Here is a 22,628-nt window from a genome sequence, read left to right as displayed (position 1 = left end):
GTTCAGTTTTCAAGGTTCAAGGTCAAGCACTTCTTTTTAGAAGCGACTTGATTAATATATCATATCTTTCGTTATCGCGTCAACAACTTTTTTCATTTGTTTTTCAAAATGTTATTTGCTGCATCAGCGACGTTTATTAATATAACACGCTGTTAATGCTATTGCAATATATTTTTAAGAAAAACTTCAAGAAATTAATATCTTCGTTCTATGTTCTGTACAACCATTCTTCCCCATATACATTATTACAACGCATTTTTGAAAGGAGATTCAATTATACATGCTCACAAACGTTGCATTATTTCTATCTTTCATCATGGCAGTGTATCTATTTGCGTACTCCTACGTACAAGCCCTTAAGATCTGCGACAGTACCACTCCTGTAAGGGGCATGACCTTTATTTTTTCTGTCGTCATGGCATTTGTCTTTTCCGGTTTTACATACGTATTTTCTTGAGTACCCTGACGTGTCCAAAAAAGAGGAAGGAGCCTCCCCCCTTCCTCTTTTCATTTGAACTTCAGAAGTAACCCTTCTTCCCGGTGCAGTTCATTTCCTATCGTCAATATCTTCTCTTTTATCAGTTCAGACTTATATTTGTAATAAAAATGCTTTGACGGGTTTTCTTTCAATACCCATATCCACATGGTGGTGAATCCAAGGTTTCTGAGTCCGCTTGTGGCAATCCCAAAGAGTTCCTCCCCGATCCCTTTACCTTGATGCTCTTTCAACAGATAGAGTGCATATAATTCTCCTTCATAGTCACCCGTACGCTCTTTCCCAAATGAAACAAAACCGACAATCTTTCCGTCTTCCCTTTCACACACATATGTATGGTGCGGCCCAGAAAGGATCCCTATCCATTTATTTTTCCTTTCTGCAATGGATAAGGACTGAAGATATTCTCCTGAAACGATTCCAGAGTAGGTTGTCCTCCAGCTATGGACGTGGACGTGCGCCAGACCTTCTGCATCCTGTATCTCTGCCTTTCTATAGTGCATCTGTCTTCACCTCACTGACTGGTTGGACAACCTTTTTAAGTTTCCTTTCTTCTATTAAGAAAAGGGTGACACCGATCATAATGACGATCCCGCCTATCACCTGAGTCAAAAGTACTTTTTCTGCCAGGAGCCAATAGGCAAGGATGGAGGCACCGATCGGTTCAAAGAGGATGGCCATGGAGATGGTCGAGGTGCTTAACCATTTTAACGACCAATTGAACAATGTATGTCCCAACAGTGTCGGGATGATTGCCAGGAGGACGAAATAAATCCAATCCTCTGTCGGGTAAGGTCCAAGACTTTCAGAGCGGACAAGGGCATAAACTAATAAGACGACGCAGCTTATGGCGTAAACGAGATACGTATACGTAACGAGCGATAAACGTTTTCTGATCGTCTGCCCGAATAAGAGATATCCAGTGACAAGGGCACATGCTGAAAGCGCCAGGATATCCCCCCAAAGGGCGCTTCCGCTTATTCGAAAGTCCCCCCAGCTGATGATGAAGCTTCCGGCGACGGCCAAGACACCAGATAGCAAGGCCTTAGCTGTTAACTTTTCCTGAAAGAATAAATACGCACCAATAAAAGCGAATAACGGCTGCAGCGTGACAAGTACAGTAGAGCTTGCAACCGAGGTGTAGTGTAAGGATTCAAACCAAAGGATAAAATGGAAGGCAAGGAATACTCCGGCCAAAATCGAAAACAGCCAATCTCTTGGAGTAATAAGTTTCAATTCCTTTACATACTTTAAGAAAAATACCGGGGACATCAAAAGAACGGTGAAAAACAGCCGATAAAATGCCAAGATGCCTGCCGGTGCACTCGAGACTTTCACTAGGATCGCCGAGGTAGAAACGGAGATGACCCCGATTGCAAGTATTAGATATGGATTCACTTTCGTATCCGACATGATAGACCTCCTGATAGGTGTTCACTGCTTTCATTTTATAATCAGTCGAGTCGAATTACTACAGATTTTTTTAGCAGCTTTGAAGAAGTGGAGGGGGATGGATGGAGCTATTAGATACGACATTTTTAATAAAGCTCGGCATTTCAGCCGTTTTAGGGTTGATCATCGGACTTGAAAGGGAATTGAAGAGGAAGCCTGTGGGTCTGAAGACGTCCCTTGTCATCTGTATTGTGAGTTGTCTGTTAACGATTGTGTCCATCGAATCCGCCTATCTCTCTGAGGGATCGGATAAAGTGAATATCACGATGGACCCACTGCGATTAGCCGCTCAGATCGTTTCAGGGATCGGCTTCTTAGGGGCAGGCGTCATCCTGCGCAGAGGGAATGACAGTATTTCAGGATTAACGACCGCTGCGATGATTTGGGGGGCGGCGGGGATAGGGATTGCCGTCGGGGCTGGTTTCTATCTTGAAGCAACAGCCGGAGTGATCCTGCTGATCGTCTCTGTTGAAGTGGTACCGATTGTCATCACCTATTTAGGACCGAAACGACTGAAGGAGAAAGAATTGTTTCTTCGCGCGACGATATCAGAACAGCGGGAGATTAAATCCATCATCGAAAAAATCAAGGGCGAAGAAATCACGATTGAAAATATCAGGATCAAAGACTTAAAGAATCAGCAGCATTTGTTAGAGTTGAAGATTATTGTGGACTTCAGGAGAAAGGCCGTTGACATTTACTATACGATTGCAGAAATCGAAGGAATCAAGGATGTAGAAATCGAAAGCTTATAACACAACAAAGAACGAGGGGAAGTCCCCTCGTTCTTATATTTCGTGGAGCTTGAATTGTTGTCTTGCCCACTCTTTACCTGACAGGTTTTTTCAAGAAACCGACCATCAAAGCTGTAATGACAGAGCCGATCAGTACTGCCAGGAGATATAAAAATGGATTTCCTTCGACGACAGGAAAGACGAATAATCCGCCATGGGGTGCAGGCAACCCGATTCCGAAGAACATCGTCAACGCTCCTGCAATGGCAGAACCTGTCACGATCGAAGGGATCACGCGGAATGGATCGGCTGCCGCAAATGGAATCGCTCCTTCTGTTATGAAGGACGCTCCCATGAAGTAAGCCGCGATCCCGGCTTTCCGTTCGCTATCATTAAACTTCTTCTTAAAGAGTGTCGTGGCCATCGCCAGCCCTAACGGCGGAACCATTCCCCCTGCCATGATGGCTGCATGGGGAGCAAGATTGCCCCCTTCGATCATGGCAATCCCGAACGTAAAGGCCGCTTTGTTGATAGGGCCACCCATGTCGATTGCCATCATTCCACCGAGGATTAAGCCCAGTAAAATCAAGTTGCCGGTCCCGAGACCATCCAGCCAGTTCTGTATACCCGTATTAAGGGCACTCAGGGGCTCAACCAGGAATTGAAGCATGATGACTCCGGTAATGAAGATGCCAAGTAAAGGATAAATCAATACGGGCTTGATCCCTTCCAGTGCAGGAGGAAAGTTATTTGTTAAACGCTTAATACCAAGTACCACATAACCCGCTAAGAAACCGGCGATGATCCCGCCTAAAAATCCGCTCTGACCCGTTGCTGCGATCAATCCGCCAACCATACCCGGGGCAAAGCCGGGTCTGTCGGCTATACTCATGGCAATGAACCCGGCAAGGACTGGAACCATCAGATAAAAGGCATTTCCTCCGCCGATTGTATTCAGTATCGCCGCAAACTCATTGTACTCGGGAGAATCAGGATTTGCCGACTGTATGCCGAATAAGAATGAGATCGCAATCAGGATCCCTCCCCCTACCACGAACGGAAGCATATTGGAAACACCATTCATAAGGTGCTTATAGAATCCTGACTTTTGCTTTTTCTCCGGTCCGGCAGTTGTTTCTTTCGACTGCTCTCCCCCTTGGTATATCGGGGCGTCTTTTTTCATTGCTTGATTTAAAAGCTCTTCCGGTCGCCTGATCGCTTCCGCCACGGGCACTTCGATCACGGGTTTACCTTGAAAACGATTCATTTCCACTTTCGTATCCGCTGCGACGATAATGGCTACAGCGCTTTCAATTTCCTCCTGTGAGAGGACGTTCTTTGCTCCGCCGGAACCATTCGTCTCCACTTTCAAGTTCAATTCCATCGCTTTCGCCTTTGCCTTTAAAGCATCAGCTGCCATATACGTATGAGCAATCCCTGTAGGACAAGCCGTCACGGCCAGGATTTTTCCGCCTGTAGCAGCGGTTTCAACCGGGGCCTCCTCTTCTTCTCCGTCGTGGCGATTAATAATCTCCAACACTTCTTCTTTTGTAGCCGCATGCAGGAGCGCTTTCCGCACATCCATATCCATCAGCATGGAAGAAAGGCGACTCAATGCTTCCAAATGGGTTTGATTAGCCCCTTCTGTCGCTGCAATCATAAAGAATAGATGAGCAGGCGCTCCGTCAAGAGATTCATAGTCCACGCCCTCTTCTGATTTCCCGAATGCGATCGCAGGTGCTTTTACTGCAGATGTTTTGGCATGTGGAATGGCAATCCCTTCCCCGATCCCTGTCGTACTCTGTGCTTCCCGATTAAGGATCGCTTTCTTGAATTCATCACGGTCCTGCAATTTACCGCTTTGATCCAAAACGGATACCAGCTCGTCGATCACTCCGTTTTTCGAACGAGAAGACAAATTGAGCTGAATGGTTTCGTTTGTCAGTAATTCAGTGATTCTCATTTTTGATTCCCCCTCTATATGTTTGTAATCCGGATTTCGTCAAATAAGCTTTTCACTTTTTCCGATGAACAAAGACCAATGGAATAAGCAGTCGCTGACCCGGCCGAGGTCCCCAGGCGGAAACACTCTTCTATGCTCCATCCCCTCGACAGGCCGGCAAGGAAACCCGCAACTGTTGAATCTCCTGCACCGACCGAGCTTTTCAATTCCCCCTTAGGTACCGAAGAGTAGAATACCTTTTCTCCGGTCAGTAAGAGCGCACCTTTTTCAGCCATGGATACCATGACATTTTCAACGCCGGTATCCTTTAGTTTCTTTCCGTACCGAATCGCGTCTTCCACGGAGTCGATCTCTACATCGAACATTTCCCCGAGCTCATGATGATTCGGCTTGATCAAGAACGGTTTTAAGGGAAGGACGGGTTGGATCAGATTCTTCTCTGCATCGATGATTACTCTCGTCCCCTGTTTCTGACATTGAGCCGCAATCTCCTGATAAAAGGTTTTCGGCACCGAACCGGGGATGCTTCCCGCCAGCACGATCATATCATCAGCCGTTAAGGATGATATTTGATCAAGGAGCTGAGCGATATGTTCTTCAGTAATGGAAGGACCGCTTCCGTTTACCTCCGTCTCATCATCCGATTTAATTTTCACATTGATGCGCGAGGCTTCCTCCACCTCTACAAAATCCGTCCGGATGTCTTCTTTGTGTAAAAATTGCTTAATGTATTCGCCGGTATATCCTCCTGCAAATCCGAGAGCCACACTGTCCACGTTCAAAACGTGCAGCACGCGTGAGACATTGATCCCCTTCCCCCCTGGAAAGGCGCTTTCTGCTCTACTCCGGTTCAGACTGCCTTTTTCAAAGGAGTCCAGCTCCATAATGTAATCCACCGAAGGGTTCAACGTTAATGTATAGATCATGTTGTCACAACCTTTATCATAGTTTGTTTCATCATTGATGTGCCATGCTCGTCATCCAGTGCATTCGTAATGATCATCGCTTTATCAAGGTCTACGATTTTACTGAAGGCAATCTCCCCGAATTTAGAATCATCGGTCAGAAACATGGCTTCCCTGGATAACTCAATGGCCAGGCGCTTCACCTGGGCCTCTTCGGGATCCGGGGTCGTGAATCCATACTGAGCATGGACTCCATTTGCCCCCATGAAGGCTTTATCAAATCGGTATTGGCGGATGGATTCAAGGGCTCCACTTCCGACCATCGCTCTTGTAACCGGTTTTATAAAGCCTCCGATCATATACGTTTTATATCCTTTTTGGATAAGGGTTTCCGCATGAGTCAATCCATTCGTGACAACGACGATATCCTTTTCAGGAAGATGGTCGATGAGACTCAAGGTTGTCGTACCGGCATCCAGATAGATGCAATCCCCCTCCTCGACCAGGGTGGCCGCGTACCGACCGATTGACTGTTTCTCATGAAGGCTTTTGGATGATTTTTCAGAAACGCTCAATTCCTTCAGCTTCCCTTGAAGCCTTGATGCCCCCCCGTGCACCCGTTTCAGGAACTTTTCCTGCTCAAGCTGTGTTAAGTCCCGGCGAATCGTCGACTCAGAAGCATGGGTGGCGTCTACAATATCCTGGATCTTAATCGTATCCCTTTCCTTCAATAGCTCTAAAATGATGCGATGCCGCTCCTCCGTTAACATAGCATTCTCCTACTTTCTCCGTTTGTTGTTATATTCATTATAATGACAACGGTTACAAAAATCAATCATTTTTGTTCATAAGTGTTCATTTTCATTCATTAATCAGTCAAAAGTAGTCATGTGGTGAGCAGGGGGTCGGGCGTTTGCCTGTTGAAATTTGGATTGTTTTTGACAGGTGAAGTTGTGGGGGATTTTAACAGGTAAAATTTCCTCCTATTTCAGCTGCTGATTTTCCCCAAATAATCAGCAGCTGAACAACCACGCTAATCCACCATACAACCCACCGCCCTGTTCCTTCTTCAATCTTCCCAACAAAAAAAACCAGCCCCCTCACCATCATGGTGAAAGGACTGGCTTACTATTCCCGAATTACTCGTGAGATTCTTCATGAGAAGCTTCAGGGTTCTCTGTGCTTTTTGGATTAGGGTTGATATATTGATAATCTGAACGATCGATCTGTTTGTATCCTTCAGGCTTGTAGAAGCGAAGTAAGTCTTCGTATACTACCTTATCCGATAGCTCAAGACGCTTTGTGGCTTCTTTCGCCGCATCTTCACATGCGTTGCTTCCTTCTTCTACAGGCTGGCCTGTTGCGTTTTCATAACATACTCCTTTGATCTCAGAGTACTCAGGTGTGATGACATCACCGTTACGGAAAGGCACGATCTGCTTGCGATCTTTGGACAATAAGTCTTGACCGAAGCTGATATAGTCCTTGTTATTCACACCAAGAAGGTTGAATACTGTTTCACGGACGTCTATTTGACCACCGTATGTGTGGTTGACTTCACCTTTTACTCCAGGAGCAATGATGAATAAAGGAACGCGCTGTAGCTGGGCGTTTTTAAAATCTGTGATTTCTTCCCCAGTGACTTGTTCCATTGCTCTATTATGGTTTTCAGAAATACCGTAGTGATCACCGTATAAGACGATGACGGTATCTTCATATAATCCACTTTCTTTTAAGTCATTAAAGAATTGCTCCAGAGCAGAATCCATATAGTTGGCCGTTTGGAAGTATCGGTTTACTACTCCATCGCCAAATTGACCTGGTTCAAAGTCTGTATCATTCTCGTGACGATCGAACGGGAAATGGTTCGATAGCGAGATGAATTTCGCATAGAAAGGTTCAGGTAGTTTTTCAAGCATCGGCATGGATTCTTCAAAGAATGGTTTATCCTTTAATCCATACGGCAGCTGCTCTTCAGGCTTGCTCATATCATAATACGTTGCATCGTAGAATTCATCATATCCCATTGTACGGTACATTTCAGAACGGTTCCAGAATGTTTTATAGTTTCCGTGGAACGCAGCTGACGTATATCCTTCACCTTTCAAAATTCCAGGTGCTGATTGAAGTGTGTTATTGGCGTTCGTCATGAAAACGGCACCCTGCGGTAAACCGAATAATCCATTTTCCATGATGAACTCGGCATCGGATGTCTTTCCTTGACCCGTCTGATGGAAGAAATTATCGAAGTAGATCGCATCTTCTTTTTCCACCAATGAGTTCAGGAATGGTGTTACCTCCTGGCCGTCGATTTCTTTTCCAATCACAAAGTTCTGAAGGGATTCCATCGAAACATAAATGACGTTTTTCCCTTTTGCTTTACCGAAGTATTCAGGATTCGGCTCCACTTTGTTTGCTTTTACAAAGTTCTCAACCTCTGATACTTCATTGCTGTCTGCAAGGGCACGCTTGGCAGACGTCTTGGAGTTCTGGATCACATCATAAATCGTAAAGTTGTGAGTACCAAGATACTTCACAAGATAGTTACGGTCAAAGCTTCGTGTCAATAGTTCCGGACGGTCGATCTCTGCAAGGCCAAGATTCAGTAAGAACACAAGGACTGCTGATGTCATGACCGCGAATACGGAACGGAAGCGTAATTTCTCCTGTGGTTTCACTTTCTTCATGATCATTAATCCGATGATAATGAACAGGTCGGAGAAGTACAGGATATCGATAGGACTCAATAGTTCCAGTGCACTTCCTCCAAGTCCGTTATTCGTCTTCGCCTGAAGTAATACCGGAACTGTAATAAAGTCATTAAAGAAACGATAGTACACGACGTTCGCATACAGGACAAAGGACATCAGGAAGTTAATGACGATGAATGCAATATACCGCCCCTTGCCTTTCCAGAATAATGCGAGGGCAAAGAATAGGAGTGCTGAACTCAACGGGTTTAGAAATAAAAGAAAATGCTGAAGCGCATTTTGTATTCCCAGGTTGAATTCGGCTAAATATACGGCATATGTCTTAATCCAAAATAATACTACGACTGTAAAGAAGAACGATAACTTCCCAGTGCGCATATCTTCAAACTGTCTTTTAAAGAAGTTCATAGTTCATCACCTTTTATACTTTGTATTTAATGAGGGCATTTTTCATGTAAATTCATTAAGAAAATGTTTAGCCAATGTAAATTCATTTGAATCAACAACGAGTATTATAACAAAAAATAATTTCATGTGTATAACATTTTGCGGTAAATGTAACAAAAATATTTCATGGGAATTCGACAAACGCTGCGAATCCCCCCGCTGAATCCTTATCTATCAAGGGTCCAGGAATCGTGAACAACAAGTGAACGCCCCATATATTCCCACTAGTGTGGTTGATTATACTATCCCTGCTAAAAATATCCGCTGTTTTGTTTACCCAGTGTAAACTTATTCCCCGTAATCCTTAATATGAAACACAAAGACCTGATGAAATGTTTACCAAAAGAAAATCTGGGGCTTCCCCATTATTATGCTCCATCCGTTCACATATTTACCTTTTGAAAATCAGACTCCTTCAGGTGCTCCCCTTCCTTTTCTGTCAGCGGGCGATAGGCAGACCTGAATTTCTTTTTGTAATGGGACTGCCCGCTTGTTACCTGTACATATCCTTCAATCATGAGAGACACGGATAACATCGTCGCCGAAAAAAACAGGATCGGCGTCAATGGAATCCACGGTGCACCTTGAAGATAACGGAAGGAATCACCGATCAGTCCGGACCATTCATACGTAATCGACCTTGGGGGATCATTGACCAATTGATAGTCGACGTCGGTACCTCCAAGAAATAATGTGAGTAGTCCGAGGTGAATGAAGATGATGAGTGTTTGCATGAACTGCTGCCCCAGTAAAATCACGAGCTTCTCTTTCATCGACGGCAGGATATGTTTGAAAATGATTCTCCATCTTCCGGCACCGAGCGTTTTCGCGCTCATAATGAATTCCTGCTTATATAATAAAGACACTTCATTTCCCAATAGGGCAGACAATATCGGGACGATGAGGAGGCTTAGTATGAGGATTTCGATGACGAAGCGCTCCACGATGGAAGTGGAAAACCCTTCAAAAGGTTCCCACAGGACCGGGAACAATAAAAAATAAGCAAGAATCGTCAACGGGATGTAATGAAAGGAATCGATCCATCCATTGATGTATTTCTTATACTTCATGAGGAAAGTCCCCAGGATCAGTCCGAGAGGTATCGCTAAGAACACCCGTAAAAAAGCGATCACCAACGCTGTCAGTATCGTATACTTGGCACCGATGATGATTTTCCCCAACATGTCCAGGCCCAGGGCGTCTGTCCCGAACGGAAAGGACCACTTTGGTGATATGGGTGAAGATTCCACTACCTTACCCTCAACCGAGAGGAAGTACAGCCTCCTCACCTCATTCCCCCATACGATCGAATAGACAAAACTGGAGACGAGCATCAGGATCATGAAGGTAAACCCAATGAGAAAAAAAGGATTCCTCCAGACACTTCTCTTCATATTAGATTTCCTCCCCTTTGTTGGCTATTTTTGAAAGCATCCATTCCCCCAACGTATAAAAGACAAACAGAGGAATGAAAATCGAAAGAATGGCAATCGTGAACATTTTCGGCTGCATGGTCGACTTCAGGAAACGGGTAATGCCCGCGATATTAAATAAAAGCTCCAGAACGAATAAATTGGACAGCATGAACCATACCGTTTTCTTGGATTGAAAAAACACGGAAATGATAGCATTCCTTAAAATATGAAACGTCAGGATCACCAGTCTTCCCAGCCCGATTGAATGAGCGAGCGTCACATAGTCTTTTCCTTCTTCCTTTTCAAATGAAAGAATTGAAATCCTGAACAGCTGAATGGTCGGAAGGACTGCCAACACCACAATGGGAAGGAGATAAGCCTTCTCGGTTTGGACCGAGGCAATTTCAAAAAACAGGATGCCTGTGTGCTTGTACAGATAAAGGACAAGGAGCTGTGAGAGTAAGATGACCAGCACATCCGGTATGGATTCGAATAAATAAAAAGTGAACTTGATTCGATTTCGGTTCTTCTGAGAAAACAACATGGTGATGATCGTGATGAGGATGCTTAAGAAGCTTGCAAGAAGAAAAGCGGAAAATAAAATGATGAATGAATACATGATCGGCTCCCACAAGTAAGGAAATAGCTCCCGTTCCTTCTGTCCGCCGATCACCACATATGTCAAATCCCCTGCATGAAACAGGGCATACACGATTTCCTTTACGGATTGCCAGTACGCCTGCAGTCTTAACTCCCGTTGACCGATACCCGAGAGCAGGACAGGCAATCCACCTATAAAAATGATTCCTACAATCGATAGCAGGAATTTAAGAATGATCCCTCCAAAAACCTTCAATCGTCTGTCCTCCCATTTCAATGATTATTTTTAATAGTATCATAGAAAGAAATGTATTATACATTTTTTTCCTAATAATTTTCAAGAACTTCATTAAATTAATTTCTCTCAGAAAAGCAAGTGGTAGTTGATTTCCGCTGCAGGTGCTCGCTTTCCGCGGGGCGTGAGTTGAGCCTCCTCGGGCTTAGCCCTGTGAGGTCTCAACTTTCCCGCTATTCCCGCAGGAGTCGAGCACCTTCCGCTACAATCAATCATGGGGCATGGATCCAAAAACACATAAGATAAATGAACTTACTATACAAACAAATTGATTTCTTTGTAGAAGGGGTAAAATTCTATGTTCGAATAAATTGCACTGTGCCAATTATCCTTATTGCTCTGTCACGACACCTCCAGCATACAATAATCGACAGAGCCCAGGCAGACGCTATGTTTGTATATAATAATGCGAAAAGGGCCAAAAAAATGACCGGAATCCCATTTAAGGACTCCGGTCGGCTTGTTACACTCTGGATAGTTCATTCAATACAAATGTTTCTACGACTTCTGCTACGCCATCTTCCATGTTGGAGGCTGCGACGTAATCGGCCTTGTTTTTGATGTCCAGCGGGGCATTGCCCATGGCGACCCCGAGGCCGGCAAATTCAATCATGGTAAGATCATTGTAGCTGTCGCCGATAGCGATGACTTCCTCAGGCTTGATGCCCATGGGCTTGATCAGGTAGTCGAGGCTTGCGCCTTTGGTGACCCCAAGCTGGGTGAATTCAAGAAAGAACGGCTTTGAGCGCATCACACTGAGTTCGCCTTCAAGCTCGTTTTGAAGTTTCTTCTCGACCTCCACCAGGCGATCCGCTTCTTTCAGCATCAACACTTTCACGACCGGCCCGGTGACCGCTTCCTTAAAGTCCGGCACGACTTTCACCGGTAACCCGGTCAGTTCACTTTCAATGGAAGCAAACGGATTTGTTTCTTCTACTATAATAGCGTCTTCTGCATACGTCAGTATGCCAACATCTTCACGCTTACTTACATCATATAAGCGGCGGGCGGTTTCAGCTGACAGTGTCCGGCTGTATTTCTCTTCGTTCGTCTTGCAATCTATGATTTTCGAACCGTTGAAAGAAAGGATATAGCTTCCGTATTGATCCAGCTTCAGTTCCTTTGCAACCCATCTCATCCCAAACGTCGGGCGGCCGGATGCGAGCACCACTTTCACTCCGGCTTCCTGAGCCTGAAGCAACGCTTTCTTGGTACGCTGCGAAATGGTTTGGTCATCACGTAATAATGTATCATCTAAATCCAGTACAATCATTTTGTAAGTCATCATCAAAATCCTTTCAGGAAATCCGTTTTATATTATCTTACTATAACATCTAACAGAAAAAGAAAATAGACCACCGAATCGGCAGTCTACTTCAAGTTTACATGGGCAAGATCCCATTTTCTAATGGAAAATCGAACCTGATGGGAGGCTCCGAAAGCGATCGAATCATTGTTTGGGGCCGGATAGAATCGGGAGGTGAATGTTTCTTCCCCTTCGTTGATGAACACTTCAATGGACGAGGTATCAATGAAGATGCGCATGGCATTGAGGTCAGTCAACTCACACTGCCGCTTCTCCACCACTCCGTCCACATAGCTCTTGCGTTCCAGAGTGAGAACCTGCTCACGGGCAGAATAGACCATTCTGGCACCGTCTCCAATGGTGAGATCGAACCAGCCTTCAGAAATAGACAAATCACGAAGCTCCAATTCGACCGCCTTACCGTTTATGCCCCGGAGTTCACGGCTTTCTTTCTTTAACGTCACTTCATGCTCGACGGCTCCCCCCGTCCTTAAATCCTCCAGCTCTTTTAACGGAAGCTGTTGGACCCTTCCGTCCACAAGCTTTAACTCCCGGGGCAAGGTCATCGTATGAAGCCATTTATGTTCAATGGTGGGATGATCCTGTTCATTCTGATCAGGTACACTCATCCAGGCAAACAGAATACGGCGTCCCTCATCGTCGACTGTCGTCTGCGGGGCATAGAAGTCAAAGCCACGGTCCAATTCTTCGAAATCCCCGTGTTCAAACGTTCCGGCAGCTGAATCAAAGCGTCCGGCAACATAGCCTGCCTGATACACATTTTGATACTTCATTCCGGAAGCTTCTATTCCCTGGGGTGAGAAAACAAGGATATCTTGATCTCCCAACTTAAAAAGGTCAGGACACTCAAACATATAACCGAAGTCGGCAAGCCTGCCCTCTCCTCCGCCTGCAAGGATACCCCGATACTCCCAATCCATTAGATCCTCTGAGCTCAGCAATGCGACGGCTCCTTTTAACTCTTCCGTCTGTGCACCTACAACCATATGAAATGCCCCATCCTGCTCCCACACCTTCGGATCCCGGAAATGAGCGGTAAATCCTTCAGGAAGGTGAACGACGGGACCTTTTTTGTCAAAATGGATGCTGTCTTCCGAAAGTGCCAAACACTGGTATGTTTCACGATTCCCTTCTTTGTCCTTCACGTTCCCTGTATAGTACGCGTAGATCTTTCCGTCATGTTCGATGGCGCTGCCGGAATAACAACCGTTTTTCTCAAACCATTCTGATGGAGTGAGGGCGATTTCTTCATGTGTCCAGTTCACTAAGTCTTCAGACGAGTAGTGCCCCCAGAATTTCGCACCATGTCCTGTTTTAAAGGGCATCCACTGGTAATAAAGATGATAGACTCCTTGGAATTGGATGAATCCGTTCGGGTCATTCAATAATCCAACAGGCGGCATGAGGTGATAATGAAGGCGATAGGGATCCTGTTCCACCATCCCCTTGTGCTTCTTCATCTCTTCATAGGCTTGTTTGCGCAGCTGTTCATCTTTTGTCATCGTCTCTCCCCTTTCTCCAGATGATGGTTTACTTCTTCTAACGAAGGAAGAGCGGTCATCGCCCCTTTGGTGGAGGCTGCAAGCGCTCCTGATACGGCTGCAAATCGGGCCATGCTTGCTGCTTCTTCGATCGATAAGGATCCAATGTTCCCTTTGTATTCGTGAATGGAATAGAGGATGCCGGATACAAAGGCATCCCCTGCCCCTGTTGTATCCACCGCTTTTACCTTCATGGCGGGTACATACTCACGATCCTCACCAACATACACATAGCTTCCTTCTGACCCCATCGTGACAATCAAGAAAGGGATATGGTACGTTTTTAGTTTCACCACACCTGCTTCGATTTCTTTTTCACCGGTGATGAATTCGAGTTCTTCTTCAGAGATCTTCACCACATCCGCTTGAGGGAGCATGCTCTTGATCGTTTCCCTTGCAGTGTCTTCAGAGTCCCATAACCCCAATCGTAAATTCGGATCATACGAAACCAATAAACCATTCTCTTTCGCTACTTTCACCGCATGATGCGTCGCTTCCTTAGCAGGAGAGCTGATCATGGAGATGGAACCGAAGTGAAGGATTTTATGGGTTTGGATATCTTCTTCGTCTATGTCACCCACTTGGAGGAACCGGTCTGCACTCGGATCGATATAAAAATCAAAGCTGCGCTCGCCGTCTTCTCCATTCGTCACAAACACCACTCCGGTACGGACATCAGGAGTCATCACCATTTGATTGGTCCGGACACCATATTCCTGAAGAGTATCTTTCAGGAACTTCCCCAATACATCCTCTCCCACTTTCCCTAAAAAGGTAGACCTCGCGCCAAGTCTGGCCAGGCCGACAGCCACATTGGCAGGAGCCCCGCCAGGACTTTTTTGATAGGTCATATTTTGATTGTCCAATGGGATGAAATCGATCAGCGCTTCACCCAATGAAATAATCCCTTGTTTCATATATGTTCCTCCTCGTCTCATTAGAGTTTCTTTAAATATAGCAAATCCTTACCAGCCATGTCGCCGGTAAGGATAAAGATATCTATTTTGCTTCTTCTTTCCAGCCTAGCAATAAGGTTGCTGTAAAGGCACCCGCTACAGCGATGATAAATCCGATTCCATAGTTCAGCGGATCTTGAGCAATCGCAAACATCGGGATACCCGTCAGTCCGATTCCATTGGCCATTACATGTGTGAATACCACGTAAGCACCTCCAAGTGCTCCCCCGATGGCTGCTCCGATAAATGGGCGGCGATGCTTTAAGTTAACCCCGAAGATCGCCGGTTCCGTGATTCCGAGGAAAGCAGAAACGGCTGCCGGGACTGCGATTTCTTTCGTTTTCTTGTTTTTCGTTTTAAAGAAGACGGCAAGTGTCGCCCCGCCCTGCGCAACGTTGGCCATTGCCCAGATTGGCAGGAGATAGTTTCCGCCGACGTTGGATAACAGCTCGGCCTCAATGGCATGGAAGCTGTGGTGAACACCGGTCAGGACAATCGTTGAATACAATCCACCGAAGATGAGCCCGGCGACCGGACCTGCTGTATTGTATACAACATCCAGAACCGTCGTGATCCCGTTACCAAGGACCCGTCCAAGTGGTCCAACGACAAGCAGGGCAGTGAATCCTGTAAAGATGACCGTTAAGAACGGGGTAACCAATAAATCTACTGTATTCGGTACAATCTTGCGTAATCCCTTTTCAACCTTTGCCATGACATAAACCGTTAATAGTACGGGAATGACCGTCCCCTGGTACCCGAGCATTTCAACTCCGAATCCGAAGAAATCGAGAGTGTCCGGCTGGGCATCGGCGAGACCCCATGGATTCAATAATGCGGGGTGGGTCATGATTCCCCCGATGACAGCACCCAGGTAACCATTCGCACCGAATTCCTTCGCTGCACTCATCCCGATCAAGATCGGCAGAATGATGAAGGCGGCAGAGGAAAACATGTCCAGCATCACGAATAGACCGCTTTCAGGGTCGACCCAATTATACGTTTTCATCAGACCAAGAAGCCCCATTAACATACCGGCCGCTACGATTGCCGGGATGATCGGTACGAATATATTTGATAATGTACGGGCAAAACGGGCAAACGGGTTCATCTTCCGCTTCGCAGCATCGCTGTGAGACTCACCTGTTGGGGATTTCTCCTCCATCGATGCCCCGACAAGAGGACCGAAATGTTCATATACTTTGTTTACATTCCCCGTCCCGAAGATAATCTGGAACTGGCCGGAGCTCGAGAATGCCCCTTTCACCCCATCCAATTCCTCGATTGCGCTCTTTTGTATCTGACTTTCATCGTCGATGACGAGACGAAGACGCGTCGCACAATGCGTGGCGCTCACTACATTATTTTTACCGCCCAATAAAGGGACAAGCTGTTCAGCCACTTCACGATAATTCATTAAGAATCCCTCCTGTTTTTTTAAAGAAAATCAATAAAAAAAGACCCAGTACCCTTAAGAGGATAGAGGTAGGTCAAAGAGAGACGCTTACCATTATCGTCTTAAAGATTCTAGGTCTTGCCTGCATGATCAGTAACAATCCTACTGTATGAAGTTGATTTGAGTTCATTCTACAAGATGTAAGCGATACCGTCAACCCATTCACTTTAACAAACGCTGAATATGAAGAGCGATATACGCGACCTCTGATGGCGGGAACTGAATGCCGTATTCTTTCTCCAGGTATCCGGCAATTTGTTCAGAACATTCATACGCCCGTACATACTTCACCTGAATGAGTTCAAGCATATCCTCATCGATGGGGTCAAACTGGTCCCCCTGTTCGATCCTGTTCAAGGCAAAACGAAGATGGGTGATCAATCGTTGATAGTTAATGCTCGACTCCTCCACCTCTATGGACAAGAAGGACTCCACCTGCTCCACAAAATCTCTCAGGATCGTCGCCTGCTTCAATGATTCACTCATGGACGGTGCATCCATTTTCGCCGTGTGGATGTGGAGGGCGATGTGAGCCGCCTCATCATCGGGAATTTCGATGCCCAGTTTCTTCTTGATTTCCGCCTTTGCCCATAAACCCACTTCATACTCTTTTTTATAAAGCAGCTTGATTTCGTTTAACAACTTATTCTGAATGGGGATCCCCTGCTGAAGTCTTTCCAGTGCAAATGAAAGGTGATCCGTAAGGGCGATATGGATATGATCGCTTAATGGAGCATTCAGATGACCCTCAGCATGGCTGATGATGCTTTCAGCAATCTCGATATGCTCTTCAGGCAAGGTAGCCAGGAGCTGCTGGAATTTCTCGGATGATTGCTCATGAAGGACAAAAATCTTCTCAATTTTGTTCTTGGGGATGATATCATTCCGTTTCTTCTGAAAGGCGATCCCGCTCCCCATCACGATCTTCTCCTGGGGACCGTCCACCACCACGACAGCATTGTTGTTCAGTATTCTAAAAATGCGCATAGATATCCTCCGTACAGTTCGTTACCTATATGTTACCACGAGTTGATGAAAAGATGACAAGATAAGTGTGTGGGTTCAAGATTTTCACCATAACTATGATATGCTGAAAGAAAAAAGGAAAGCGGGAAAAGCAGATGATTTCTACCTATTTTGAAAAAATCCAGAAAAAGTTACAGGTCGTTCAAACCGAAGAAGCCGACAACATGGCGAAGCTTGCTCAACAGGTTTCCACGTCCATTCGACAAGGCGGCATCATCCAGCTCTTCGGATGCGGTCATTCCCACATCCTCGGGGAAGAAGTGTTTTACCGGGCAGGTGGACTGGTTCCGGTCCATCCGATTCTCATCGAGCCACTCATGCTTCATGAAGGTGCCGTTCGCTCTTCTCAGTTAGAAAGAACGGAGGGATATGCAAGTGAGTTTATGAATGGACAGGATATCCAGCCACATGATGTGGTGATTGTCTCCTCCACCTCCGGAAAAAATCCCGTTCCCATCGATGTCGCTCTTCATGCGAAGGAAAAGGGTGCTTATGTTGCTTCCATCAGTTCCTTCTGCTATGTGGAGAAGGAAACATCCAGACATCCAAGCGGAAGATTTCTGAGTGAAGTAGTGGATCTTGCCATTAACAATCACTCGATCGTCGGGGATGCCGTCCTGACTCATGAACAAGTGGCTGTTCCCTTTTCTCCTTCTTCCACCGTCATCGGGGCGGCCATCTTGAACAGCGTCATGGCCGGGGCCATCGAACACATGGTGGAAGAAGGATATGAACCGCCTATCTTCATCAGCGGGAACGTGAATGGCGCAGATGATCATAATCAAGGGTTGATCGAGAAGTACCACAAACGGATCCCCCTGTTAACGAAAGGTCTATAGATAAAAAGAGCAGAAACCCAATGGGTCCTGCTCTTTTTTTACAGTCTGTCCAAGTTGATTTTAAACTTATATTTATCTGCCCGATAAATCGATCGCACCAATTCAAACGGGGTACCGTCTTCTAGGAATGAATCACGCTGGATGAAGAGCACCGGCTCCCCGCTCTTCACCTTCAGATGCTTCATATCTTCATCATTCACAATGGCCGCTTCCACCGATTGGGTCGCATGACTGATGTGAAGGTTCAATTCACTTTCAATATAATGATATAGTGATTTCGAAAGGATTTCCTGATTCAAACCGGGAAGCAGCTTCACAGGGATATAACTTGTTTCCAATGCCATCGGTTCACCATTCGCAAGACGGATCCGCTTCATGGTATACACAAGCTCTTCCTCCTCTAATGAAAGAAGTTCCCTGATATCCTCCCCGGCAGGAGACATTTCGAAATGCAATAACTTATTCCCTGGCTCGAGGCCACGGCTTTTCATGTCCTCGCTAAAGCTCGTCAACCCTTGGAGGCTTTGTTCGATCTTGCGGTGGGAGACAAAGGTTCCCCGCCCTTTTTCTCTATATAAGACATTTTTATTCACCAGGTTGGTGATTGCCTGTCTCACGGTCATCCTGCTGATTTTAAACGACTCGGCAAGCTCCCGCTCAGACGGCAGGGCGTCCCCCGGTTTTAACTCTTCAGACTGTATTAAATGTTTAAGGTGTTCTTCTAACTGATAATACAAAGGAAGAGGAGAATTTTTATTAACCACGAACGGTTCTCCTTTCGTTTTAACGGATCTTTGATCTATTTTTATTATATCCATCCCATTCCCAACAAACAATCATCTGATGCTTATAGAAAAGAGCAGACGGGATTTCAGTCACAATATGCAAGTCAGTTTCTATTTTAATTTCCTAAGCTCATCTGCGACAAACTCTACATCCGTTCCTACAATGACTTGAAGGTTTTTATCATTCACCTTCATAACACCCTTTGCCCCATGCGTTTTCAATGCTTTTTCGTCCACTAATGTAACATCCTTGATTTGCAGACGTAACCGTGTGGCGCAGTTATCGATCACGGTCAGGTTTTCTTTTCCACCCAAATCATGAAGAAAGTGCGATGCCATTATTTCGTATTTACTATTTCCGTCTGAGTTTTCATCTGCTGTGACTACATCTTCATCATCTTCACGCCCTGGAGTCTTCAGATTGAACTTCTTGATCAAGAAAGTGAAAATGAGGAAATAGATAATTCCATAAAGGATCCCCACCCCTAATAACAGCCAGGGTTTTTGACCGATATTGAAATTCAAGATGTAATCAAAGGCACCTGCCGAGAAGCCGAAGCCGTGATGTATGCCCAGTAAGTATGTGATGACCATTGAACTTGCCGTTAAGAGCGCATGAATTCCATACAGCACAGGGGATAAGAACATAAAGCTGAATTCAATCGGTTCTGTGATCCCTGTTAAGAAGGAAGTGACGGCTAATCCGATTAACATTCCCGATACAGTAGCACGCTGGTGTTTCTTGGCTGTCACAATCATGGCGAGGCAAGCCGCCGGAAGCCCGAACATCATGATCGGGAAGAATCCGGTTTGGAACGTTCCGGCTGTTGGATCACCCGCAAAGAAACGCGGGATATCACCCTTCACGATTTCACCCGCTGCATCTTTAAATGTTCCGAATTCGAACCATACAAGTGTATTCAATACGTGATGCAGGCCAACCGGAATCAAGAGACGATTCAACAGGCCAAACACACCGACCCCCGTTGCCCCGGCACCGATGATCCATTCACCGATTGAATTGATCCCGTTCTGGATCGGCGGCCAAACGATTCCAAATATCCCTGCGAGTACAACCATGGATGCGGCCGTGACAATCGGGACAAACCGTCTGCCTCCGAAGAAACCGAGCCAGGCAGGAAGTTTAATATCATTGAAACGGTTATATAATAAACCTGCCACCACCCCTGAAATGATCCCGCCGAAAATCGCCATATTGGCATCCGGGTCAAGGGCCTTCAAACCTCCCGTTAACACTAAATAACCGATGGCACCTGCTAAACCTGCTGTACCATTTCCATCTTTCGAAAATCCGATTGCCACCCCGATGGCAAAGATTAAAGCTAAATTTTTAAATATGGCATCTCCTGCTTCAGACATGAACGCGATCCCTAATAGATCATCCTGACCCAATCGCAGCAATAAGGCTGCTGCAGGCAGAACCGCGATAGGAAGCATGAGCGATTTACCGATTCGTTGTAAAAAACCTAACATATCTTTCTCTCCTTTTCTTTCAACTGAAAGCGCTTAGGCAAGATCATATCATTAAAGACGAATAGATGTCTATACCAATTTTATGAATAATACCTGATGTTTAAAGATTAATATAAGTTCCATAACAGTCTGAATTGTAAAATTTCCATTACCTCATTAACTGGTATAGACATCTATACTTTATGGTGATATTGTAGAATGGTAAAGAACTCAAGGAGTGATTTCAATGACCTCACATTCAGAAAAACTGCTTATCCAGGGTGGAAACATCTATGCAGAAGACACCGTATATGATAAAGGGTATATCAAAATAGAGAATGGGACGATTACAGAAATCGGTGATTGTTCACAGTTAATCGATTCAGAAGAGTATAAAATCATTTCGCTCCCCCATGGGTATAGTGTTGTCCCAGGAATGATAGATATTCATATTCATGGAGTAAATGGTGCCGATACAATGGATGCCAATAAAGAAGCCCTTGACACAATGACCGGGACACTTCCGCAAGAAGGTACCACAAGCTTTCTTGCTACCACTATGACGGAAGGTTCCGGTGCCATAGAAAAAGCCCTTAAGGCAACGGCAGACTATATGACAGAGCAAAGCACGGGTCAGGCAGAAATCCTCGGCATCCATTTAGAAGGTCCATTCATCAATCCGGGCAAAGCAGGGGCCCAGCCTTTCAATTCAATCCAAAAGCCAAATGTCGATACATTTAAACACTGGCAGGCCCTGTCCGACAACCATATAAAATTAGTCACTCTCGCTCCAGAGCTTGATGATGACTATGAATTGATCCGTTATTTAAAAGAACAGGGGATCGTCTCTTCAGTGGGCCATTCCAGCGCAACCTTCGATCAAGTCGGGGAAGCCATCGATGCGGGCCTGTCTCATGTGACCCACTTGTTTAATCAAATGTCGGGCCTTCATCATCGTGAGCCCGGGATTGTCGGTGCCTCCTTCATGAGACCCGAATTGATGGTGGAACTGATTTCAGACGGGATCCACGTTCGACCGGAAGTCATTCAACTGGCTTTCAATCAAATTACAGATGAGCGTCTCATCCTAATCACTGATTCCATGAGGGCGAAATGCCTGAAGAATGGTCAGTATGATCTGGGGGGACAGATGGTGACGGTGAAGGACGGCAAGGCTTTATTGGATGAGGATACATTGGCAGGGAGCGTCCTGAAAATGAAGGATGCTTTTACCAACATTCAGGAATTCACAACAAGCACGATGAGAAGTGCGATTAAAATGACCTCAGAAAATCCGGCCAAACAATTAAACGTTTTTGACCGGAAAGGAAGCCTTGCTCCCATGAAAGATGCAGATATCGTCATCTTAAATGAAAACAAAGACGTATATACAACGATATGTAAAGGGAAAATTGCCTTTACGCGAGAGGATGATACTCATGAAACTAATTGAAGTGAAAGACTATCAGGAAATGAGTCAAGTCGCTGCAGACTATCTGTTATCCAAAATAAAAGGATCTGATAAGCTCACCCTGGGATTAGCCACAGGCGGCACTCCCCAAGGACTGTATGAAGCATTGATCCATGATCATCAGGAAAGCATGACATCCTATCAGCACGTATCCACCTTCAATCTGGACGAATATATCGGGCTATCCGGCAAGCATCCGAACAGCTACTGTCACTATATGAATGAGAACTTATTCAAGCATATCGATATCGGGTCTGAAAACACTCATATTCCTTCAGGGAAAGCCACAGACCTTGAACAAGAATGCAAAGCGTATGATGAGAAAATCCGTTTAAACGGCGGAATCGACCTTCAGGTATTAGGGATCGGAAGCAACGGACATATCGGGTTCAATGAACCGGGTACCTCCTTTGAATCCAGCACCCATATTGTCAAGCTCACTCCATCTACCCGTGAAGCCAATGCCCGTTACTTCGATTCAATCGATGAAGTACCGACACATGCCATTACGATGGGGATCGCTTCGATCATGAAGAGTAAAGAAATCCTCCTCCTTGCCTCAGGTCAATCTAAACAAGAGGCACTGAAAAAGCTGGTGCAAGGCGATATTTCGGAGAACTTCCCTGCATCGATCTTGAATCGTCATGACAAGGTGACGGTGATCGCCGATGAAGAAGCGTTGGCAAAGGTGAAAGAGCTTGAGGTGTTAAACAAATGAAAGAGTAAGGGAATGGAA

At 45.5% G+C, this 22,628-nt stretch carries 20 protein-coding genes; 5 read left to right on the top strand and 15 right to left on the bottom strand.

From position 1 onward, the window contains the following. Window positions 1-280: 280 nt before the first annotated feature. Window positions 281-457, top strand: a complete 177-nt coding sequence (locus tag CN378_RS22445) for a hypothetical protein (RefSeq protein ID WP_179884759.1) — start codon at window positions 281-283, stop codon at window positions 455-457. 50 nt (window positions 458-507) lie between these two features. Here the strand turns inward: CN378_RS22445 and CN378_RS01505 are convergent, their stop codons facing one another. Both CN378_RS01505 and CN378_RS01500 read right to left on the bottom strand, forming a co-directional pair. After that, a complete protein-coding gene (locus CN378_RS01505) occupies window positions 508-999 on the bottom strand; it encodes a GNAT family N-acetyltransferase (RefSeq protein ID WP_098350156.1) in 492 nt (163 codons plus the stop codon). Continuing rightward, window positions 989-1,909, bottom strand: coding sequence for a DMT family transporter (locus CN378_RS01500; protein ID WP_098350155.1), 921 nt, complete (start codon window positions 1,907-1,909; stop codon window positions 989-991). Before CN378_RS01500 ends, CN378_RS01505 begins: the two co-directional genes overlap by 11 nt. Before the next feature lie 101 nt (window positions 1,910-2,010). On the opposite strand from CN378_RS01500, the gene CN378_RS01495 reads away from it, so the two are divergent. After that, window positions 2,011-2,703 (top strand): MgtC/SapB family protein, encoded by a 693-nt coding sequence (locus tag CN378_RS01495; protein WP_098350154.1) that lies wholly within the window; start codon window positions 2,011-2,013, stop codon window positions 2,701-2,703. Between the two features lie 73 nt (window positions 2,704-2,776). On the opposite strand, the gene CN378_RS01490 is transcribed toward CN378_RS01495, so the two are convergent. From CN378_RS01490 to CN378_RS01440, 11 genes are all read right to left on the bottom strand, one after another. Next, entirely contained in the window at window positions 2,777-4,645 is a 1,869-nt protein-coding gene (locus tag CN378_RS01490; protein ID WP_098350153.1) for a PTS fructose transporter subunit IIABC, read from the bottom strand. Window positions 4,646-4,659: 14 nt separating this feature from the next. Continuing rightward, window positions 4,660-5,571: a 1-phosphofructokinase gene (gene pfkB / locus CN378_RS01485; protein ID WP_098350152.1), complete on the bottom strand. Its 912-nt coding sequence runs from the start codon at window positions 5,569-5,571 to the stop codon at window positions 4,660-4,662. After that, a complete protein-coding gene (locus CN378_RS01480) occupies window positions 5,568-6,320 on the bottom strand; it encodes a DeoR/GlpR family DNA-binding transcription regulator (protein WP_098350151.1) in 753 nt (250 codons plus the stop codon). The genes pfkB and CN378_RS01480 overlap by 4 nt, the downstream gene beginning before the upstream one ends. 369 nt (window positions 6,321-6,689) lie before the next feature. Next, the gene (ltaS, locus tag CN378_RS01475; protein WP_098350150.1) at window positions 6,690-8,669 is read right to left on the bottom strand and encodes a lipoteichoic acid synthase; all 1,980 of its coding nucleotides are present in this window, start codon (window positions 8,667-8,669) and stop codon (window positions 6,690-6,692) included. A gap of 422 nt (window positions 8,670-9,091) precedes the next feature. Further along, a complete protein-coding gene (locus CN378_RS01470; RefSeq protein WP_098350149.1) occupies window positions 9,092-10,102 on the bottom strand; it encodes an ABC transporter permease in 1,011 nt (336 codons plus the stop codon). A gap of 1 nt (window position 10,103) precedes the next feature. Continuing rightward, window positions 10,104-10,979 carry an ABC transporter permease subunit gene (locus tag CN378_RS01465; protein WP_098350148.1) on the bottom strand — a complete coding sequence of 292 codons (876 nt, stop codon included), beginning with the start codon at window positions 10,977-10,979 and terminating at the stop codon, window positions 10,104-10,106. A 502-nt stretch (window positions 10,980-11,481) separates the two neighbouring features. Then, complete coding sequence (locus CN378_RS01460; protein WP_098350147.1) at window positions 11,482-12,303, bottom strand: Cof-type HAD-IIB family hydrolase; 822 nt, start codon at window positions 12,301-12,303, stop codon at window positions 11,482-11,484. Between the two features lie 86 nt (window positions 12,304-12,389). Continuing rightward, window positions 12,390-13,847 (bottom strand): glycoside hydrolase family 32 protein, encoded by a 1,458-nt coding sequence (locus CN378_RS01455; RefSeq protein ID WP_098350146.1) that lies wholly within the window; start codon window positions 13,845-13,847, stop codon window positions 12,390-12,392. Next, window positions 13,844-14,803, bottom strand: a complete 960-nt coding sequence (locus CN378_RS01450; RefSeq protein ID WP_098350145.1) for an aminoimidazole riboside kinase — start codon at window positions 14,801-14,803, stop codon at window positions 13,844-13,846. The genes CN378_RS01455 and CN378_RS01450 overlap by 4 nt, the downstream gene beginning before the upstream one ends. Before the next feature lie 82 nt (window positions 14,804-14,885). Continuing rightward, complete coding sequence (locus CN378_RS01445) at window positions 14,886-16,259, bottom strand: sucrose-specific PTS transporter subunit IIBC (protein WP_098350144.1); 1,374 nt, start codon at window positions 16,257-16,259, stop codon at window positions 14,886-14,888. Between the two features lie 201 nt (window positions 16,260-16,460). Continuing rightward, window positions 16,461-17,285, bottom strand: a complete 825-nt coding sequence (locus CN378_RS01440) for a PRD domain-containing protein (protein WP_179884758.1) — start codon at window positions 17,283-17,285, stop codon at window positions 16,461-16,463. 134 nt (window positions 17,286-17,419) lie between these two features. Here CN378_RS01440 and CN378_RS01435 point away from each other — a divergent pair, with 134 nt between their 5' ends. After that, window positions 17,420-18,163, top strand: a complete 744-nt coding sequence (locus tag CN378_RS01435; protein WP_098350142.1) for an SIS domain-containing protein — start codon at window positions 17,420-17,422, stop codon at window positions 18,161-18,163. A 38-nt stretch (window positions 18,164-18,201) separates the two neighbouring features. On the opposite strand, the gene CN378_RS01430 is transcribed toward CN378_RS01435, so the two are convergent. Next, window positions 18,202-18,927 carry a GntR family transcriptional regulator gene (locus tag CN378_RS01430; RefSeq protein WP_098350141.1) on the bottom strand — a complete coding sequence of 242 codons (726 nt, stop codon included), beginning with the start codon at window positions 18,925-18,927 and terminating at the stop codon, window positions 18,202-18,204. 132 nt (window positions 18,928-19,059) lie between these two features. Then, window positions 19,060-20,442 (bottom strand): N-acetylglucosamine-specific PTS transporter subunit IIBC, encoded by a 1,383-nt coding sequence (gene nagE, locus CN378_RS01425; RefSeq protein ID WP_098350140.1) that lies wholly within the window; start codon window positions 20,440-20,442, stop codon window positions 19,060-19,062. Between the two features lie 226 nt (window positions 20,443-20,668). Here nagE and nagA point away from each other — a divergent pair, with 226 nt between their 5' ends. Together nagA and nagB are read left to right on the top strand one after the other, a co-directional pair. Beyond that, window positions 20,669-21,874 (top strand): N-acetylglucosamine-6-phosphate deacetylase, encoded by a 1,206-nt coding sequence (gene nagA, locus CN378_RS01420; protein ID WP_098350139.1) that lies wholly within the window; start codon window positions 20,669-20,671, stop codon window positions 21,872-21,874. Next, window positions 21,861-22,610, top strand: a complete 750-nt coding sequence (gene nagB / locus CN378_RS01415; protein ID WP_098350138.1) for a glucosamine-6-phosphate deaminase — start codon at window positions 21,861-21,863, stop codon at window positions 22,608-22,610. Before nagA ends, nagB begins: the two co-directional genes overlap by 14 nt. Window positions 22,611-22,628 lie beyond the last annotated feature (18 nt).

This window comes from Bacillus sp. AFS015802 (genome assembly GCF_002561455.1).
Lineage (GTDB): Bacteria > Bacillota > Bacilli > Bacillales > Bacillaceae_B > Rossellomorea.
The sequence above is the reverse complement of the archived record's forward strand: the minus strand, read 5'-3'. Positions and strand labels throughout refer to the sequence as shown.

Coding starts and splice junctions, on each gene's coding strand:
- nagB (WP_098350138.1), top strand. CDS start 21,861: ATGAAACTAATTGAAGTGAAAGACTATCAGGAAATGAGTCAAGTCGCT.
- CN378_RS01495 (WP_098350154.1), top strand. CDS start 2,011: ATGGAGCTATTAGATACGACATTTTTAATAAAGCTCGGCATTTCAGCC.
- CN378_RS01455 (WP_098350146.1), bottom strand. CDS start 13,847: ATGACAAAAGATGAACAGCTGCGCAAACAAGCCTATGAAGAGATGAAG.
- pfkB (WP_098350152.1), bottom strand. CDS start 5,571: ATGATCTATACATTAACGTTGAACCCTTCGGTGGATTACATTATGGAG.
- CN378_RS01435 (WP_098350142.1), top strand. CDS start 17,420: ATGATTTCTACCTATTTTGAAAAAATCCAGAAAAAGTTACAGGTCGTT.
- CN378_RS01460 (WP_098350147.1), bottom strand. CDS start 12,303: ATGACTTACAAAATGATTGTACTGGATTTAGATGATACATTATTACGT.
- nagE (WP_098350140.1), bottom strand. CDS start 20,442: ATGTTAGGTTTTTTACAACGAATCGGTAAATCGCTCATGCTTCCTATC.
- CN378_RS01490 (WP_098350153.1), bottom strand. CDS start 4,645: ATGAGAATCACTGAATTACTGACAAACGAAACCATTCAGCTCAATTTG.
- CN378_RS01445 (WP_098350144.1), bottom strand. CDS start 16,259: ATGAATTATCGTGAAGTGGCTGAACAGCTTGTCCCTTTATTGGGCGGT.
- CN378_RS01440 (WP_179884758.1), bottom strand. CDS start 17,285: ATGCGCATTTTTAGAATACTGAACAACAATGCTGTCGTGGTGGTGGAC.
- CN378_RS01480 (WP_098350151.1), bottom strand. CDS start 6,320: ATGTTAACGGAGGAGCGGCATCGCATCATTTTAGAGCTATTGAAGGAA.
- CN378_RS01470 (WP_098350149.1), bottom strand. CDS start 10,102: ATGAAGAGAAGTGTCTGGAGGAATCCTTTTTTTCTCATTGGGTTTACC.
- CN378_RS22445 (WP_179884759.1), top strand. CDS start 281: ATGCTCACAAACGTTGCATTATTTCTATCTTTCATCATGGCAGTGTAT.
- CN378_RS01505 (WP_098350156.1), bottom strand. CDS start 999: ATGCACTATAGAAAGGCAGAGATACAGGATGCAGAAGGTCTGGCGCAC.
- ltaS (WP_098350150.1), bottom strand. CDS start 8,669: ATGAACTTCTTTAAAAGACAGTTTGAAGATATGCGCACTGGGAAGTTA.
- CN378_RS01500 (WP_098350155.1), bottom strand. CDS start 1,909: ATGTCGGATACGAAAGTGAATCCATATCTAATACTTGCAATCGGGGTC.
- nagA (WP_098350139.1), top strand. CDS start 20,669: ATGACCTCACATTCAGAAAAACTGCTTATCCAGGGTGGAAACATCTAT.
- CN378_RS01450 (WP_098350145.1), bottom strand. CDS start 14,803: ATGAAACAAGGGATTATTTCATTGGGTGAAGCGCTGATCGATTTCATC.